Annotated in this window: 11 protein-coding genes; 5 read left to right on the forward strand and 6 right to left on the reverse strand. The window is 34.0% G+C overall.

What is annotated here, in order from left to right; genetic code table 11:
• Positions 1 to 2 precede the first annotated feature (2 nt).
• The 5 genes from ABTV69_RS09585 to ABTV69_RS09605 all read left to right on the forward strand — a co-directional run bounded on the left by ABTV69_RS09585 (position 3) and on the right by ABTV69_RS09605 (position 10,175).
• Positions 3 to 776, forward strand: coding sequence for a hypothetical protein (locus tag ABTV69_RS09585; RefSeq protein ID WP_433835795.1), 774 nt, complete (start codon positions 3 to 5; stop codon positions 774 to 776).
• 92 nt (positions 777 to 868) lie between these two features.
• Positions 869 to 1,819, forward strand: coding sequence for a GSCFA domain-containing protein (locus ABTV69_RS09590; protein WP_433835797.1), 951 nt, complete (start codon positions 869 to 871; stop codon positions 1,817 to 1,819).
• Between the two features lie 203 nt (positions 1,820 to 2,022).
• Complete coding sequence (locus ABTV69_RS09595) at positions 2,023 to 7,134, forward strand: translocation/assembly module TamB domain-containing protein (protein ID WP_433835799.1); 5,112 nt, start codon at positions 2,023 to 2,025, stop codon at positions 7,132 to 7,134.
• Positions 7,118 to 9,433, forward strand: coding sequence for a BamA/TamA family outer membrane protein (locus ABTV69_RS09600; RefSeq protein WP_433835801.1), 2,316 nt, complete (start codon positions 7,118 to 7,120; stop codon positions 9,431 to 9,433). The genes ABTV69_RS09595 and ABTV69_RS09600 overlap by 17 nt, the downstream gene beginning before the upstream one ends.
• 112 nt (positions 9,434 to 9,545) lie before the next feature.
• Entirely contained in the window at positions 9,546 to 10,175 is a 630-nt protein-coding gene (locus tag ABTV69_RS09605; protein WP_433835803.1) for a DUF4230 domain-containing protein, read from the forward strand.
• A gap of 199 nt (positions 10,176 to 10,374) precedes the next feature.
• On the opposite strand, the gene ABTV69_RS09610 is transcribed toward ABTV69_RS09605, so the two are convergent.
• From ABTV69_RS09610 to ABTV69_RS09635, 6 genes are all read right to left on the reverse strand, one after another.
• Positions 10,375 to 12,144: an aromatic amino acid hydroxylase gene (locus ABTV69_RS09610; protein WP_433835805.1), complete on the reverse strand. Its 1,770-nt coding sequence runs from the start codon at positions 12,142 to 12,144 to the stop codon at positions 10,375 to 10,377.
• A 137-nt stretch (positions 12,145 to 12,281) separates the two neighbouring features.
• Positions 12,282 to 12,728, reverse strand: coding sequence for a hypothetical protein (locus ABTV69_RS09615; RefSeq protein ID WP_433835807.1), 447 nt, complete (start codon positions 12,726 to 12,728; stop codon positions 12,282 to 12,284).
• Between the two features lie 76 nt (positions 12,729 to 12,804).
• On the reverse strand, positions 12,805 to 13,215 hold the full coding sequence (locus ABTV69_RS09620) for a group III truncated hemoglobin (RefSeq protein WP_433835809.1): 411 nt from the start codon (positions 13,213 to 13,215) through the stop codon (positions 12,805 to 12,807).
• Positions 13,216 to 13,294: 79 nt separating this feature from the next.
• Positions 13,295 to 14,539 (reverse strand): threonine ammonia-lyase IlvA, encoded by a 1,245-nt coding sequence (gene ilvA, locus ABTV69_RS09625; protein ID WP_433835811.1) that lies wholly within the window; start codon positions 14,537 to 14,539, stop codon positions 13,295 to 13,297.
• A 259-nt stretch (positions 14,540 to 14,798) separates the two neighbouring features.
• Positions 14,799 to 15,338, reverse strand: coding sequence for a DUF4136 domain-containing protein (locus tag ABTV69_RS09630; protein ID WP_433835813.1), 540 nt, complete (start codon positions 15,336 to 15,338; stop codon positions 14,799 to 14,801).
• Positions 15,339 to 15,367: 29 nt separating this feature from the next.
• A complete protein-coding gene (locus ABTV69_RS09635) occupies positions 15,368 to 17,344 on the reverse strand; it encodes a urocanate hydratase (RefSeq protein ID WP_433835815.1) in 1,977 nt (658 codons plus the stop codon).
• Positions 17,345 to 17,923: the final 579 nt, after the last annotated feature.

Consider the following 17,923-nt stretch of genomic DNA (forward strand, 5'->3'; position numbering starts at 1 on the left):
AAATGAAAAAACTTGTATTGCTTTCTGCTATTATTTCCTTAGTTATAACGTCTTGTTCGAGTGACACTGATTCTAAAAAGGAAAATTTAATACTGCCTAAAACTATTACGTATACCTATCCTCCAGAAACTGAAAAAGCCATTGAGATAGGTTTAGTTAGATATGATGGCAACAAAATTAACAGTATTGTAGGAGCAAATAAAAGAACGTTATTTACTTATACAGACAATCTTATAACAAAACAAGTGGTCTACGAAAAAGACAAACAAGGAAAAGAGTTTAAATCAAAAGAAGCTTTTTATTCATATAAAAATGGAAAATTAGATACTAAGATTTCCCATACAAGCGATGCACTCAGTCCTGATTGGGTATTTACTCATAAAACAGTTTACATACATTCTTCAAACGAATTAATTTCATTCGTGACTTATTCCATTAATAATGATACGAAAGTAGAGACTAAGACCATTGAAGGAACGCTAAACTATGAAAATGGGAATCTTGTGCGACGTGCAGGAAATATATGGTCGTATGTTTATGAATATGATAATAAAAACAATCCGCTAAAAAATATTGTTGGCTTAGATTTATTGTTAGACGATATTAGAGAAATTGGTAAAAACAATGTTGTGAAAATTACCAATAAACCATCTCCGAACTCTACTCCTGTGATTTTTTTGAGAGACTACACTTATGATGACAGTAATTATCCTACTAAAAATACATCATATACCAATAGCGGAACAATTGAATTTGATATAGAATACACTTATTAATAAAAAGTGATTTCTGAAAAACCAAATACTTATCTGTATTTGGTTTTTTTATTGCCCGATAATTAACGAAATTCGTGTTCAAATAAAATCTTATGCAATTCAGAACCCAAATAACAATTTCAAAAAGTAACAATCCCATCGATTATAATTCGAAAATACTTTCTATTGGTTCCTGTTTTGCAGAAAATATGGCGGCCAAATTCGATTATTTTAAATTCCAGAACGAAACCAATCCGTTTGGGATAATTTTTAATCCAGTTTCTATCGAGAAATTATTTGATCGAGTTTCTAAGCAAGATTTGTTTGGCGAAAAAGACGTTTTCTTTCATAATGAACGCTGGCATAGTTATGAGGTACATTCTGATTTGAGTAATTCAGATCGACAGGAATTGCTGGAATCATTAAATAAAGCGATTACAGAAACTCATAAACAAATAAAAGAAGCCACGCATATCATTATCACTTATGGCACTTCTTGGATTTATAGAAATCTAGAAAGTGAAGAAATTGTAGCCAATTGTCATAAAGTTCCTCAAAAGCAATTCTCAAAAGAATTATTATCAGCAGAAGAAATTCAGAAAAGCATTCAAAATACAATTGAGGCTATTCAAGCTTTAAATCCAAACATCAATTTTATATTTACGATTTCTCCAGTTCGTCATATTAAAGATGGTTTTGTAGAAAACCAATTAAGCAAATCACATTTGTTTACAGCTTTGCATAAGACTTTCGACTTTCGACTTTCGACTTTCGATTATTTCCCTTCCTACGAAATCATGATGGACGAACTTCGCGATTATCGTTTTTACAACGAAGATATGCTGCATCCTAACCAAATTGCGATAGATTATATTTGGAAGCTTTTCAGCGAAAGCCATATTTCAGAAGATAGTTTTTCTGTTATGAAAGAAGTAGACGAAATCCAGAAAAGTCTGCGCCACAGAAGTTTCAATCCAGAATCAGAACAGCATCAAAAATTCCTTTCAAAACTGCAGCAAAAAATTGAAATCTTAGGACAAAAACTGCCGCATATTAAATTTTAGTATTGCTTTTTGCAGCTTTCCACAGCGCTAAAAAGAAAACTTTGTGTCTTTGCGCCTTCGAGGCAAAAGTAATTTCGCAGTAAAATTTTAGAATAATTCCTCATAATTATGTAAATTGTTAAGGTTTAAATTTTACATTTTTGTAAGATGTCTAATCCTGCTTTTTTCAGAAGCAATTTTAATCTTAATGATTTTATTGGCGTATGAATAAGAAATCCATTCATTATTTAAAAAAAACACTTCGTATACTGCTTTGGTGTGTGGGTTCTGTTATTACGCTTTTATTACTTCTCATTATTTTAATTCAAGTTCCGTCAGTCCAGAATTTCGTTAAAGATAAAGCGATCACGTATCTTCAAGGCAAGATCAAAACCAAAGTTTCTTTAGATAAAATCTTAATCAAGTTTCCAAAAGATGTAGTGCTGGAAGGTTTCTATTTTGAAGATCAAAAGAAAGATACTTTATTGGCAGGCAAACGATTAGAAGTTGATGTTGATCTTTTTAAATTGGTTAGCAGTGAATTAGAAATCAATTCGGTTTCATTAGAAAATGTAAAAGCTAATATTTCAAGAAACAAAGACGGCGTTTTTAATTTTGATTATATCATAAAAGCATTTGAATCTAAAGAACCAAAAGTTGAAGATCCAAATGCTAAACCGTTCAAAATTTCTGTTGTAAAGGTAAATCTCGATCAAGTTAAATTTAATTTTAAAGATGATTATTCGAAAAATGATATTCAAGTAAATCTTACGCATTTTGATACCAAATTCAAGCAATTCGATTTAGACAAAATGGATTTCAATATTCCAACGATCAATTTGAATGGACTGAAAGTGGTTTTAGATCAGGATGTTGTGGAGAAGATTGCAGAAGTTTCAGTTAAAACGGTTGATACGGTTTCGAAACGTCCAGATTTCAAACTGAAATTGGATAAAATAGCTTTATCTAAAATTGATATTTTATATGATAATAAAGACTCGAAATTAAATTCGGGCATTAATTTAGGAAATTTAAATTTAGTAATAAATGAGATTGATCTTAATAAACAGTTTCTGGATTTTGATACTTTTGAAGTTAAAAATCTTAAAGGAAATTTACGTCTGGGTGCAAAAGATAAGCAGATTCAGACACCAGATTTAGATACAACGGCCATAAAACAAGCAGGCTGGAAAGTAAAACTAGATGAAACCAATCTAGAAAATATCGCTTTTAAGTTTGATGATATGCAGTCAAAACCGAAAACAAAAGGTATTGATTATGCACATTTAGATTTGAATAAATTCAACTTTAAGGCAGAGAAATTGTATTACGGAAACGATACTATTTCAGGGAATATTAAAACTTTGACCGTAAATGAAAAAAGCGGTTTGCAGATTCAAGCTTTAAAAACAGATTTCTTCTACGGACCAAAAAATGCCTCTTTGGAGAATTTGTATTTAAAAACACCGCAAACACTTGTACAAGACAAAGTTAAGGCACAATACAAATCACTCGAATCACTTCAAAAAGATTTAGGAAATCTTGCGATTGATGCTAATTTAAAACAGTCGAAAATTGGTTTTAGAGACATTTTGCTTTTTGTTCCAGATTTGCAGAAATCCAATCCGTTTAAAAGCAATCCGAATGCGATTTTGTATGTCGACAGTCGTGTGAGCGGAAAAGTAAAAGATTTGACTATTTCGAAATTTGAAATGAGCGGAATCGGGTCTACAAAAGTTTCCCTTTCGGGGAAGATTGCGGGACTTCCTGATGCTCAAAAAGCCTATTATGATCTCAACATCAAAAAGATTTCGAGTACGTCAAAAGACATCAATATGTTTGTGCCTGCAGGAACAATTCCGAAAAATATTCAATTGCCTTCGCAGTTAAGTTTGCAAGGAAAATTTAAAGGTTCGGTTCAGAATTTCAAAACCAATTTGGCATTGAACAGCAGTTTCGGAAATGCAAAAGTGGATGCTTTATTTGATCAGCGAATTAAGAAAAGAGAAAAATACGATGCAAATGTTTCGTTGCAGGAATTTGATTTAGGCCGATTAATTAAAAACGATTCAATTGGAAAAATTACGCTTAAAGCGAAAGTTAAAGGAAATGGTCTAGATCCTAAAACCGCAAATGCAGCGATTGATGGTTTGGTACAGAAAGCGGTTTTTAATCGATATACTTATAGAGATTTAGCTTTAAAAGGAAATATCGAAAATGGTTCGTTCGCCGTAAAATCAGGAATGAAAGATCCAAATCTGAATTTCGATTTAGTTGCAAGCGGAGATACAAAAGACAAATATCCAACGGTAAAATTAAAACTGAATTTAGATATTGCCGATTTAGAAAAACTGAATCTGCACGCAGGCCCGATGAAACTTCGCGGAAATGTTGATGCCGATATTACCAACAGTAATCCTGATTTTCTTAACGGAAAAGTATTTTTATCCAACATTCAGATTTTGCAAGATGTTGAACCGATTGTTTTAGATTCTATTCGCGTTTTTGCTTTCGCGGATAAAGACAGCAATTCGATTAAAATTTCGTCTCAGTTTCTAAAAGCCGAGGTAACCGGAAAATACAAACTGACAACTTTATCAAATTCAATTCAAAAATCATTATCGAAATATATTGATCTTAAAAACCCAAAAGTTAACGCAGAATCAGACGAGCAAAGATTGGCGTTTATGCTGAAAGTGGATAATGATCCTGTTCTTTTTAAATTATTGCCAAAACTCACAGGTTTAGAGCCTTTTACGATTAATGGAAAATACAATAACCAAACTGATTCTTTGGAAGTAAAAGGAACGATTCCGAGAATTGTTTACGCAAGCAACACCATTTCTGATGGGAAAATCAATATTGAAGCTAAAGAAAATGCTTTAGAATATTCGGTTTCTGTGGCGACAATTGAAAGCGGTTCTTTAAAAATTCCGTTTACCAGTTTAAGCGGAGAAGTTCAAAACAATATTTTGACTTATGCGCTTGAAGTTCAGGATGCAAAACAAAAACAGCAGTATTTTATTGCGGGCGAATTTAGAGCAGAAGATTCTAAAAATATAATAAAACTGGATTCTGAAAACTTCATTTTAAATTATGATAAATGGAATGTTGATCCAGAAAATGCAATTGAAATTGGAGAAAAACGATTGTATGTCAATAAATTCAATTTGAATAATAACGGAAATGAATTAAAAATACAATCTCAAGGAAATCAGGACAATGCACCTTTGCAAGTCGACTTTGTAAACTTCAAAATTGAAACCATTATGAATATGGTTAAGAAAGATGAATTGTTGATGCAAGGTTTGATAAACGGAAATGCTTTGGTTGAAAACGTGATGACGAATCCGACTTTTACATCAGATTTAAAAATTGATGATTTTACTTTTAAAGGATCAAAAGTTGGTGATTTAGAAATAAAAGTTGACAATAAAACTGCTAATACGCTTGCCGCGAATGTGACGCTTAGCGACGAAGGAAATGATTTGAAACTGACGGGAGATTATCAATTAGACGCTGGAAATTTTGATTTTGATGTTGCAATTAACAAGCTGTATATCAAAAGTATTCAAGGTTTTAGTATGGGTAATATTACTGAAGGAGAAGGTTTTTTATCTGGAAATTTTAAATTGACTGGAAACACTTCAGCTCCAAAAATTAATGGAGAATTGAACTTCAATGATGCTGGTTTTAGAGTGACGCAACTCAATTCATATTTTAAAACTAAAAACGAAAAAATCACTTTTAGCAACGAAACGATTTCATTTGACAAATTCTCTCTTTTTGATGAAAATGACAATGAATTATACGTAAACGGAACGATTCAATCTCCTGATTTTGTAAAATACAATTTCAATCTACTAGTTGAAGCAGAAGATTTTAGAGCGATTCATTCTCAAGCAAAAGACAACGATTTGTTTTATGGCGATTTATTTTTAGATACAAAACTAGACATTAAAGGAAATCTCGATAGTCCTGTCATAGACGGAACCATTAAAATCAATAAAGAAACCAAGTTTACAGTTGTGATGCCGCAATCAGATCCATCTATTGCAGATCGCGAAGGAATTGTAGAATTTGTCGATGAAGACAATGCCTATCTTAAACAAACGGTTGATCTGCAAAACAAATTGAATCAGTCTGAGTTGAAAGGAATGGATGTCAATGTTGCCATTTCTATTAATAAAGAAGCAGAATTGACTTTGCTAATTGATAAAGGAAATGGCGATTATTTGAATTTGAAAGGTGAAGCGGAATTAGTCGGCGGAATCGATCAATCTGGAAAAACGACTTTAACTGGGAAATATGAATTTTCAGATGGTTCTTATCAAATGAATTTCAACGGAATCAAAAGAAAATTTGACATTCAGAAAGGAAGTTTCATCACTTGGAATGGCGAGCCAACAATGGCAACTTTAAATATTACAGCCATTTATAAAGTTAATACAGCACCGATTGATTTATTAGGAAGCCAATTGAAAAATCTAACTCCAGCAGTTCAAAATACATACAAGCAAAAACTTCCTTTTCAGACTTTATTGAAAATGAATGGAGAATTGCTGAAGCCTGAAATTTCATTTGGAATTGTGCTTCCAGAAGGAAATTACAATGTTTCTACAGATGTTGTCGATATGACGCAGACAAAATTGAAACAATTAGAACAAGATCCTGCAGAATTGAATAAACAGGTTTTTGCACTTTTATTATTAAACCGATTTGTGGGCGAAAATCCGTTTGCGAGCGAAAGTGGTGGCGTAAGTGCAGAGTCTTTTGCTAGACAGAGTGTGAGTAAAATTCTTTCACAGCAATTAAATAATCTGGCGGGCGATCTTATCGAAGGATTTGAAGTGAATTTTGACTTAGAATCGACAGAAGATTACACAACAGGGACGATGCAAAACAGAACCGATTTGAATGTTGAAGTTTCTAAAAAACTATTAGACGATCGATTGAAAGTTACCGTTGGAAGCAGTTTTGGAGTAGAAGGACAAGAGCGCGCCAACGAAGAAACAACCAATATTGCAGGCGATGTTGCTCTGGATTATCAATTAACAAAAGACGGCCGTTATATGGTTCGCGCATATCGCAAGAATCAATATCAGGTTGCCGTGGAAGGTCAAGTAATTGAGACAGGAGTTGCTTTTGTTATCACGATGAGTTACAATAAATTTAGAGAGCTTTTTCATCGCACAGAAGCAGAAAAAGAATTGATTAGAGAAGAGAAAATCCGCAAGGAAAAAGAAAAACAGAAAAAGAAAGAGCAGAAAGAAAAGGAAAAATTGCAGGAGAACGAAGACGAAAAAACAATAGAAGGAAATGAGCAGAAAACATAATCATATAAACCCATTTTATATAAAGTGTATCGCACTGTTTTCCTTATTTTTTGTGGTAGGATGCAGTAATACAAAATATCTCCCAGAAGGCGAATTGCTTTATACAGGCCGTTCTGTAACCATAAAAGATTCGATTATGAAAAAGAAAAATCGAAAAGCTTTGGAAAAGGAACTTGAGGGCTTATTGCGCCCAAAACCAAACAAACAATTTTTAGGATTGCGTCCAAAATTATTGATTTACAATCTTGCTGGCGAGCCTAAAAAAGAGAAAGGAACAAGATATTGGCTAAGAAATAAAGTAGGGGAACCACCTGTACTTTTTAGCCAAGTCGATTTGGATTACAATGCTTCTGTTCTTCGAAATTTTACAGAAAACAGAGGTTATTTTAAGACACGCGTAAGCGCCGATTCTACTGTCCGAAACAAAAGAGTTACTGCCGAATATACTGTTACGCCAAGAAAACAATACATTATAAAAAGCGTGATATTTCCAGACGATTCTTTAAAAATGTCTAAGATTATCGCAAAAAGCCATAGAAGAAGTTTGCTTAAAGTCGGTCAACCTTATGATTTGGATATTATAAAAGCAGAAAGAGAAAGAATCGATGCAAGATTGAAAGAAAAAGGATATTTCTATTTTAATCCAGATTATATTTTAGCAAAAGTGGACAGCAGCAAAGGCGATCACGAGGTGCGAATAAGATTGGTTATAAAAGACGATACGCCAGTAAAAGCTTTGACGACATACAAGATTGATAAGATTTTTGTGTACCCCAATTATTCTCTCACAAATGATAGTGTGGTGTATCGAAAAAGAAATATGACGCAATACAAAGATCTCACGATAATTGATACTGCAGAAACTTTTAAACCAAGAATTTACGATCGAACCATTTATTTCAAAAAAGGAGATGTTTACAACAGAAAAGATCATAATTTGACCTTAAACCGATTTGTAAATTTGGGGACTTTCAGTTTTGTAAAAAACGAATTCAAACCTTCAGATTCGATTCCGAATGCATTAAATTCGTATTACTTTTTGACTCTTTTACCTAAAAAGTTTATTCGTGTTGAAGTGATTGGTAAAACGAATTCTGCAAGTTATACAGGTACAGAATTAAATTTAAATTGGAACAATCGAAACTTTTTAAAAGGAGCAGAATTGTTTACCGCATCTGTTTTTGGAGGAGCCGATTTTCAGCTTGGTGGAGTAAACAAAGGCAAAAATATCTATAAACTTGGAGGTGAAGTAAGTTTGACTTGGCCAAGATTTATAACACCTTTCAATATTGAAGGAAACAGCGAATATGTGCCTAGAACAAAAGCAACTTTGCGCTACGAATACCAAAAAAGAACACAGCTTTATGCTTTGAATTCTTTCAATACTTCGTTTGGATATATGTGGAAAGAAAACATTCGTAAAGAACATCAATTGAATGTTGTCGATGTGACGTATGTTAGTCCAAATCATGTTACAGCCGAATATTTGGAAGATATACAACAAGATCCAGCATTAGGAAAAGTAATTGAAAAACAATTGATTTTCGGTCCAACTTACAATTATACCTATACCAATACGATGCAAAAGCGAAAAAGAAACACCATCTATTTTAATGGAGAATTAGATTTGGCTGGAAATCTAACAGGTTTGGTTACAGGTGCAGATTACAATAATAATCTAAAAACGATATTCGACGTTCCATTTAGCCAATATGTAAAAATCAGATCCGATTTTAGACATTATTTAAAGTTAGGGAAAGAAAGCGAATTAGCCAGCAGATTGATTGTTGGAGCAGGTTTTGCTTACGGAAATTCGAGAACGCTTCCTGCGTCGAAACAGTTTGTAGTTGGAGGAACAAATAGTATCAGAGCTTTTAGAGCCAGAACTTTAGGTCCGGGTAGTTATGTAATTCCGCCAACAACAACGGATAACTATACACCAGATCAGTCAGCCGATTTGAAATTGGAATTCAACACTGAATATCGCGCTAAATTATTCAGCATTGTGAGAGGTGCAGTATTTCTAGATGCAGGAAACATTTGGCTTTTACATGCCGATCCTGATAAACCAGGAGCTGAAATTTCGAAAGATTTTATGAAAGAGATTGCGATTGGAGCAGGAGCAGGTTTGCGCTTCGATTTGTCGTTTTTGGTTTTAAGAACCGATTTAGCCATTCCGCTTAGAAATCCAGCATTGCCAGATGGACAAAGATGGGTAATTGATGATATTAATTTCGGAAGCAGTTCTTGGAGAAAAGACAATCTAATTTTGAATATCGCTATTGGATATCCGTTTTAGTTTTTAGCTTGGATTTTTTTCGCTATCGCTCGAGTCGTGGCGAAAAAAAAGAAACAATTTCGTGGCAGAGAAAAGAATAAAAAGAAGTAAATTGGTCTAAAATATTTAAGGAATGCAAAATTTGATCAAAAGAATTATAGGTGTTGGTGCGATTGTTTTACTTATTGTCTTGGGTTTTAAATACTGCCAATTCAAAAAAGAAGATGATTCAGATATAAACTATAATACTAATTTGATTCAGCAGCAGATTCTTAACGTCGGAAAATTGGTCGTTACCGAAGGGCATTTCTCCGAAGTGATTACATATAAAAACCAACAGAAATATTTGATGGACATGGTTTCTTTTGAAAAGAAAGCATTAGTTGTTGTGAATGCAAATGTTACTGTTGCCTACGATTTGCATCAAATGAAATATGATATTGATGAAAAAAACAAAACCATTACGATTTTAAATATTCCAAAAGAAGAAATTACCATAAATCCGGATATTCAGTTTTACGATGTAGAACAAAGTAAACTGAATCCTTTTACGGGAGATGATTACAACAAAATCAATAAATCGGTAAAAGCGAATCTGGCAAAAAAAATAGAAAAATCTACGCTTAAAACTAACGCTCAAAATAGATTAATCAGTGAGTTGTCGAAGATTTTAATCATGACCAATTCAATGGGTTGGAAACTCCAATACAACGGAAAAACTATTGAATCGGAGACTGAGTTGACTCAGGATTTGAAGCTTTAGGATTTGAGTTTCTAAGTGACAAAGTAACAAAGGTTCAGAGTTACAAAGGCTTTCCACAATTTTGTCATTTCTCCTTCGTCGAAATGACAAAACAAGCAAAATAACTTTGCGACTCTGCGCCTTTCCGAGATTAAAAAAATCAGCACAATCAGCTTAAATCAACAAAAATCTGCGTGAAAAAAAATAAAACCTTCGCGTCTTAGTGGCTTTGTGGCAAATGAGAACTATTAAAAATCAAATCCAATCCGCCAGAAATTAGATGCGCTATTTCGGGACGTCTTTCTTTCAATTGATCCAAATAAACCAGGACTTCTTGTAAAAGCTGTTTTTCGCTAGAATCTTTCAAAAGCTCAGCGATTTCAATACTTAATAGCCAATCGTTTGCATGGTTGCTTTTTAATTTTTCAAAAACAGATTGTAATTCGTTTTGAGAATTTTTATTATTTCGAATGTCACGAACAGTTGCATATAAATGCTCCAATTCGTCGCGTTCCTCTGTATGTTTTGCTTTAATCGTTTTAGTCGAAGGAACGATATTTATTAAATCAAAACTATTGACATCGGCAGGGCCAGAAAAAGCAGAAACCACTTTTTTACCAATTGCCATGTCATAATTGCCCCATTCTGGCTGAAACAAAATCGTTTCTCCATGAGTTACCGTGCAATTTCTAAAACTAATTAGAATGATTTCTCCGTGTAAGTTTCTAGAACCTGTAATGATTTCTCCTTCCACAATAATATTGCCTTCAAATTCCAATTTAACCGTTTCGTTTTCTACAATTCGGTAAGCTTGTAAATCCTTCGGACTCATGTCTTCAATCGCTAGATTAAAACCTTTCAGTTTCCCAATCGGACTTCCAAATCCGTGTGGGTGTGTTAAAGTTCCGTGTCCAACTAATTCTTTTTCGCGATTTGAAAGTGCAGTTTTTCCAGTTGTTTGAATGTAAACTGGTTTTCCTTCTTCTTCAATTACATTGGTAAAAATTCCAGAAATTTGTAAACCTGTACTTAATTCAATCGTTCCTAAAGCATTCGATTGAATCAATTTCTGGATTCCAGATAAACCTCCAGTTCGTAAAGCCATTTTATTGGCAAACTCTTCCAAAATCAAACTCAAATGAGAAAAAGTTGGCGTTACATATAGTTGTGGCTGTAATTGCGTAATATCAAAATTCTGATTCGCCGCAGTAATATCATAAGGGATTTTCTTCACATTATCCGTCATACAGTGCGCACTTTCACCAATAGAAGAAAGCAATCCTGCGCCATATATTTTTGGATTTTCAACGGTTCCAATCAAACCGTATTCTACTGTCCACCAATGCAGGTTTCGGATTTGAGCCATTTCAGACAATTCGCCCATGTCGTTTTGCAAATCGGCAACTGCTTTTTCAGCTTCATCGATTTTTTCTTGTGGCGTATCTTCGGCTTCTTTTAAAATAGAAAGCAGACGAATCGCCTCGTACATCTGATAGTCTTTATGAGACGAAATGGCTTTACATCCTATTTCGCCAAAACGTCTTAAATATTCAGCATATTCTGGATTGGCAATAATAGGAGCGTGGCCTGCACCTTCGTGAATGATGTCTGGGGCAGGAGTATACTCAATATGTTCTAATTGTCTGATGTCTGAAGCAATAACCAAAACGTTATATGCCTGAAATTCCATAAAAGCATTTGGCGGAATAAATCCGTCAACAGCAACTGCTGCCCAGCCAATTTCGCTTAGAATTCGGTTCATTCCGTACATGCTAGGAATAGAATCAATTTCGATTCCTGTTTTGCGTAAACCTTCCAAATAAGAGTGATGCGCTACTTTAGAAAGGTAATCTACATTTTTGCGCATAACATATCGCCAAACCGCTTGATTGATAGGAGTGTAATCGCTATAATTTTGAGGTTTAATAAATTGCTGTAAATGTTTAGGCAATCGCTCTAATAACGGATTGGTTTCAATATTTGGATTCATTTCGAAAACGATGTAGATTAGATTGTAAAATTACGAATTTACAGCTCGATTTTTTATCATCCATCGTAAAATTTTTATTCGAAAGTGAGTTTTATTGCGTTTTTATTGATTTTAGAGCTTTAGTGAAAAAGTGTTTTTTAACAGTCGTGATTTTCGTAATTTACTTTTTCCATTGTGCTTTCGTGGTTTTCAATTTCCTTTTTAGTCATTGTAGCCTCTTTTAAATCTACCTTGAGCTGTTTTTTAGCATCAGGACTAATCCATAAACCCGAAAAAGTATTGCCTGTTTTTTGTAAGATGAAAACACCGCTAAAGCCGTGTTCCACCATTACAAATTCATTTTCTTTTTTCTTGTTTTGGGTAATATCAAGCTGAGTCCAATTTTTAGATTTATTTAAACGATACATAGAAGTATACATCAAATCGGCAGTACAAGGATTTTCTTCAATTTTAATATAGATGGTTACTGGTGTTTTTCCATCGAGAGTTCCTTTATATAAATTAGAAGCTGAAGTTTGAGATTGTGCAGTTAATTGATTTAAAAATGAGAAACAGATTGCAATAAAGAAAATTACTTTTTTCATAAATAAAAGAATGTAGATTTGGGTTTAATTCATTTAATCAAATATAAAGTTCTGCTTTTTATTGGAAAGAAATTCTTTAAGATTTTTTTGCAGCGTTTCTCAACTCATTTTCTGCGTTTCTAAAATATTCGATTTTGTGACTAAACATAAATGCCATATTGGTTGCGCGCATTTTGGCTTCTTCAGTTATTGGTCCAGCAAATTGAGAGTCGATTGTAGAGTTAAAAATGGCAATCCAGCGGTCAAAGTGTGTTTTGTCTACTGGCAATTGCTTGTGTGGAGGAAAAGGAGTTCCAGAATAAGCACGAACATCAAATAGAATGGTCTGCCAAAAATTGTACATTTTCTGCAAATGCGGTTCCCAGCGATCTTGAAGTTTATCATTAAAAATAGGACCAATTAAATCGTCTTTTCTAACATTAGCATAAAAGCTGTTTACCATTTGCTGAATGTCTTCGATGGTAGTAATATCTTTAAGAGTTGCCATTTTTTTAGTATTAAAAGTACAATGCAAAAATACGATAACTTGTTTTTTGTTTAATGATATTTATCAGTATAAGAAAACGCTAGCCAATTAATTGTGTAAACAAATCCTGATTGTCATTCAAATATTGAAACTCAAAACCATTTTCGGTCATTTTCAGTTTAATTGGCATAATATCATTTTTGTTTTTCAATTCTAAGCCAACGACTACAGAACCAACTTCACGACTGTTTTTCTTAGCAAATTGAAAATAAGTGATGTCATCATCTGGGCCTAAAATATTATTCACAAACTCTTTTAAAGCACCCGGACGTTGTGGAAACTGAATCATAAAATAATGCATCAATCCTTCATAGAGTAGAGAACGCTCTTTTATTTCGGCAGTCCTTTCAATATCATTGTTGCTTCCGCTAACAATGCACACCACATTTTTTTCTTTAATTTTATCTTTATAAAAATCTAGAGCGGCTATGGTCAAAGCTCCAGCTGGTTCTACAACCATTGCTTCTTCATTGTACAATCTTAAAATTGTCGTACAGACTTTTCCTTCTGGAACCAGAATTATATCTTCTAAATTATAACGGCAGATTTCAAAAGTCTTGTCACCAACTTGTTTTACAGCTGCACCATCTACAAATTTGTCAATTGTTTTTAGTGGCGTATTTTTATTTTCTTCAATAGATGTTTTCATTGAAGGCGCACCTTTAGGTTCAACTCCAATGATTTTAGTATGAGGACTTAAATGTTTAAAAACCTCAGATAAACCAGAAGCCAGTCCGCCGCCGCCAATTGGAACGAAGATATAATCAATAGGTTCTTTAAAACTTTCTAAAATTTCTAAACCAACAGTTCCTTGTCCTGCAATTACTTTTTCATCATCGAAAGGATGGATAAATGTTTTGTGATTTTTAATAGCGTCCGCAGTTGCCGAAGCATAAGCATCATCAAAAGTATCTCCTGTTAAAACAATTTCTACAAACGATTTTCCGAATAGTTGAACCTGTTTTACTTTTTGTTTTGGAGTAGTTTTAGGCATATAAATTTTACCATTAATCTTCAGGAGGTTACAGGAATAGGCAACTCCTTGAGCATGATTTCCAGCACTAGCACAAACAATTCCATTTGCTTTTTCTTTTTCGTTTAACGAAGAAATCTTGTTGTATGCACCACGAATTTTATACGAACGTACAATTTGTAAATCTTCTCTTTTTAATAAAATAGTAGCTTCAAATTCGTCTGAAAGATTCAAGTTTTGTGTAAGGGGAGTAGCCGCAACGACATCTTCGAGCTGCTTTTTTGCATTAAGTACTTCGTTAAATAAATCCATAATAAGTTGTTTTTGTTTTTTTTGCCACAGATTAAAATGATTAAATGGATTTTTTTTAATCTGTGAAAATCCTTTAATCTGTGGCAAATAATTTTTAAAATAAAAAACCTCCCAATTGGGAGGTTCTTATAAATTATATTTTACAAACTTATATAACACCTCGCCATTATTGCTGAATTGCAATAATGCTAATAATAGCGATAATAATGTTAGTATAGTTTTTCATTTTTCTAGCTGATTGAATAGCAAATGTAAATAATTATTTTTTTACTGGCGGATATTGAGCTAAAATTTTAGCTACGAATTCAGCAATTTTTTCATCTTTTTTATCGATGTTTCTTGTCAAAGTCCCAATTCCTTCACCTTGCCAGATCATTTCTTTCTTTTTAGCATCGATTAGATCAATGTACAGAGTACCTTCAGTAGAAGTAGAAACGGTTGTTTGATTTCCGTACATCATATAAGGATTCCAACCCCAACCCCAGCCATAACCCCAGCCAGCACTAAATTGGTTTACATCTACTTGCTCTCTTGATTTAGTAAAAATATTTACCAATAAATCTGGATTTTCGCTTTTTGTAAAACCTTTGGCTTGCATTTGATCATCGATAGCGCGAAGAATTCTTCTTTTGTCCAAATCTGATATTTCAACCTTGTCAATTCCGGGCTTAAAGTAAGCGTATGTTTTATAAGGCGCAAAATCGACAGTTTTGTCATAGTCAGAATAAACAGTCACACTGCTGCATGAAGTGATAAGCATCAAGAGCAGGAAAAACGGAATTAACTTTAGTGTTTTCATATATTCAAAAATTAAGTGTTCGGTTTTAGTTAAAGCAAACTTTCGTCAACTAGATTGGGCAAAGTCACTTTTAATAAAGGCTCCACTTCCATGGCTCTTTTTATTGCAAAAACAGCCCCTTCATTTCGAGCCCAGCTTCTTCTTGAAATTCCGTTGTTAACATCCCAGAAAAGCATTGAAGCTAAACGCTTTGAAGCTTCAGTAGAACCATCAAGAACCATACCAAATCCGCCGTTTATAACCTCTCCCCAGCCAACTCCGCCGCCATTATGAATAGAAACCCAAGTTGCACCTCTAAAGCTGTCTCCAATCACATTATGAATCGCCATATCAGCTGTAAAACGTGATCCGTCATAAATATTTGAAGTTTCTCTGTAAGGCGAGTCGGTTCCAGAAACGTCATGATGATCGCGTCCTAAAACCACAGCGCCAATTTCGCCTTTTGCAATAGCCTGATTAAAGGCTTCGGCAATCTTGATTCTTCCTTCTGCATCAGCATACAAAATACGAGCTTGTGAACCTACAACCAGTTTATTCTCTTGTGCACCTTTGATCCATTTAATGTTGTCCTGCATTTGCTGCTGAATTTCATTTGGAGCAGTTTCGGCCATTTTTTCTAAAACTTCGCAAGCAATCGCATCGGTTTTTAATAGATCTTCTGGTTTTCCAGAGGTACATACCCAACGGAAAGGACCAAATCCGTAATCGAAGCACATAGGTCCCATAATGTCCTGAACGTAACTCGGGTATTTAAAATCGATATTATTTTCTGCCATTACATCGGCTCCTGCACGAGAAGCTTCTAATAAAAAGGCATTTCCGTAATCGAAGAAATAAGTTCCTTTTGCAGTATGTTTATTAATAGCATCTGCATGACGGCGCAAACTCTCTTGAACTTTTTCTTTGAATAAATCAGGATTTTCAGCCATCATTTTGTTAGCCTCTTCAAATGAAATTCCAACCGGATAATAACCTCCAGCCCAAGGATTATGAAGTGAAGTTTGGTCTGAGCCTAAATCAATTTTGATATTTTCCTGATCAAAACGTTCCCAAACATCAACCACATTTCCTAAATAAGCGATTGAAACAGTTTCTTTATTGGCTTTCGCCAAAGCTACTCTTGCAACCAATTCGTCTGTTGAAGTTACGACTTCGTTAATCCATCCTTGTTCGTGACGAATTTTAGTAATCTTTGGATTTACCTCAGCACAAACCGTAATGCAACCTGCAATATTACCTGCTTTTGGCTGCGCGCCCGACATTCCGCCAAGACCAGAAGTCACAAATAAACTTCCTTCTGGGTTTTGTTTTATTTTTCTGAAACCATTTAAAACTGTAATTGTAGTTCCGTGTACAATTCCTTGTGGGCCAATATACATATAACTTCCCGCTGTCATTTGTCCGTATTGCGAAACTCCAAGAGCATTCATTTTTTCCCAATCATCAGGTTTAGAATAATTTGGTATAACCATTCCGTTTGTAACCACAACTCTCGGTGCTTCTTTATGAGAAGGAAATAATCCCATCGGATGTCCAGAATACATTGTTAAAGTCTGTTCATCTGTCATTTCAGACAAATACTGCATCGTCAATAAATATTGCGCCCAATTTTGAAAAACGGCTCCATTTCCGCCATACGTAATCAATTCATGCGGATGTTGTGCTACAGCATAATCCAAATTGTTCTGAATCATGTGCATAATCGCTTTTGCCTGCAATGACTTTCCTGGATATTCATCAATTGGTCTTGCGTACATTTTGTAATCTGGGCGAAGACGGTACATATAAATACGCCCATAAGTTTCTAATTCTTCTGAAAATTCAGGAAGTAGTTCGGCGTGGTGTTTTGGATCAAAATAACGCAAAGCATTTTTCAATGCCAGCTTTTTTTCTTCTGCCGAAAGAATTTCTTTTCGTTTCGGAGCATGATTTATAGCTGGATTGTAAGCTTGCTTTGGTGGCAATATAGAAGGTATTCCTTGTTGTATTTGTTCTTTGAAAGTCATTTTTTTTTAAAGGTGCTAAGTTGCTGAGGTTCTAAGATACTAAGGTATTTTAGTCAGATTAACAACAGATTAATTTTTAGTTTTAATTATGTCGCCTCGCTGGGGCTTTAATGTGACGGGCTGCTAATTGATGCTATAAATATTTCGCTCCTAACGGAGCGGATAAAATTTTTCAATTCAAATTTAAAGCCTTAGAAAGACGAAATATTGAGAATGAAATAGATCAATAAAAATTATCCAATCCAAATATAAAGCCTTGGAAAGGCGAAATATTTATAGAAAACCGTTATCACCTATAAAAAGCTCCAGCGGAGCGAAATATTATTCGGTGCAATTGGAATTTGGACCCGAGCGACAGCGAACAGGGGAAGCAATTTCAAAAATTTGGAATTTATTTATAATTATCTAATTTTCAAATTGCCACATTTTCTAATTAAAAAACTAGGGATAACGGATATCCGACCTGTGATACGATTTATAAATCGTAATCTTAAACTTTCTTGAACGAATATCCATATATGATATTTTAGATTGTTGATTTTAGATTTTAGATTGGGATTATCTAATTTTCAAATTGGC

This window comes from Flavobacterium anhuiense (genome assembly GCF_050990855.1).
GTDB lineage: Bacteria > Bacteroidota > Bacteroidia > Flavobacteriales > Flavobacteriaceae > Flavobacterium > Flavobacterium anhuiense_C.

Bases quoted from the DNA above. Each gene is read 5' to 3' on its own strand.
- ABTV69_RS09615 (WP_433835807.1), bottom strand. From the start codon at position 12,728: ATGAAAAAAGTAATTTTCTTTATTGCAATCTGTTTCTCATTTTTAAAT.
- ABTV69_RS09635 (WP_433835815.1), bottom strand. From the start codon at position 17,344: ATGACTTTCAAAGAACAAATACAACAAGGAATACCTTCTATATTGCCA.
- ABTV69_RS09620 (WP_433835809.1), bottom strand. From the start codon at position 13,215: ATGGCAACTCTTAAAGATATTACTACCATCGAAGACATTCAGCAAATG.
- ABTV69_RS09605 (WP_433835803.1), top strand. From the start codon at position 9,546: ATGCAAAATTTGATCAAAAGAATTATAGGTGTTGGTGCGATTGTTTTA.
- ABTV69_RS09630 (WP_433835813.1), bottom strand. From the start codon at position 15,338: ATGAAAACACTAAAGTTAATTCCGTTTTTCCTGCTCTTGATGCTTATC.
- ABTV69_RS09600 (WP_433835801.1), top strand. From the start codon at position 7,118: ATGAGCAGAAAACATAATCATATAAACCCATTTTATATAAAGTGTATC.
- ABTV69_RS09590 (WP_433835797.1), top strand. From the start codon at position 869: ATGCAATTCAGAACCCAAATAACAATTTCAAAAAGTAACAATCCCATC.
- ABTV69_RS09610 (WP_433835805.1), bottom strand. From the start codon at position 12,144: ATGAATCCAAATATTGAAACCAATCCGTTATTAGAGCGATTGCCTAAA.
- ABTV69_RS09595 (WP_433835799.1), top strand. From the start codon at position 2,023: ATGAATAAGAAATCCATTCATTATTTAAAAAAAACACTTCGTATACTG.
- ABTV69_RS09585 (WP_433835795.1), top strand. From the start codon at position 3: ATGAAAAAACTTGTATTGCTTTCTGCTATTATTTCCTTAGTTATAACG.
- ilvA (WP_433835811.1), bottom strand. From the start codon at position 14,539: ATGGATTTATTTAACGAAGTACTTAATGCAAAAAAGCAGCTCGAAGAT.